The organism is Bartonella sp. TT110JLCBS (assembly GCF_042193405.1).
In the GTDB taxonomy this organism is placed as follows: domain Bacteria; phylum Pseudomonadota; class Alphaproteobacteria; order Rhizobiales; family Rhizobiaceae; genus Bartonella.
The window spans coordinates 1-711 of sequence record NZ_JBHILT010000207.1 but is presented as its reverse complement, the minus strand read 5'-3'; the positions used below and the strand labels follow the sequence as shown (position 1 = coordinate 711).

Annotated in this window: 1 pseudogene; it reads right to left on the bottom strand. The window is 44.2% G+C overall.

From position 1 onward, the window contains the following. Window positions 1–36 precede the first annotated feature (36 nt). A pseudogene (locus tag ACFILW_RS10480) lies at window positions 37–711 on the bottom strand (phage portal protein); the annotation flags it as partial.

Genomic DNA, 711 nt, shown 5'->3' with positions numbered 1-711 from the left:
GCTTCGTTCATTTCTGCATTCATTCTCTAACCTCTCTCAAATGCTTCTTCCTCTGTATGTTGCCGCTCTTTCACGCATGATTTGATTTTGCGCTCGTTCATTAAGAATACGCTCCCGTTCAAGCTCATGCTTCTGTTGCATCAATTCCGCTTCCAATTCTGCTCTCTTTTGACGCATAACCAATTCAATCTGCTTGCCTTGTAAATCCATCTGTTGCATCTGACTTTTAGCCGCAATATCTTGCTGCTTTTCCTGCAACTTCATTTCCTGCTCGGGGTCCATCTGCTGTTGTTGTGCCATTTGTTGCTGTTGGAACTTCTCACTGACACGATTGAGTAATGACGCCGGCAATGGAGAATAACGAAGTAGATCAAGCATAATATCCGGCGTAATGGCATTTTGAAGCAATGGAAGCAGTTGTGTGATAATACCGAAGGTGCGCTCTTTCTCATTCGGGCTGGTTGGCGCATCATCAACTACAATATCATACTCGACACTCGTTACTTCTTCACGCGTCAATGGAATATATTGCGCATTCTCCTCACCAGATATCCGTACCAAACGACCATCGGACAAGTAATTCTGGATAAGATGCAAAATAATCTTACCTTGCCGCTTGCGGTACAAACGTAAACCATCAAACAGACAAGCAAGCAGATTTAAACTGGATTGGCGTCGTTGTGCCTCCAAAATACCCGCTTGTGTCACTTC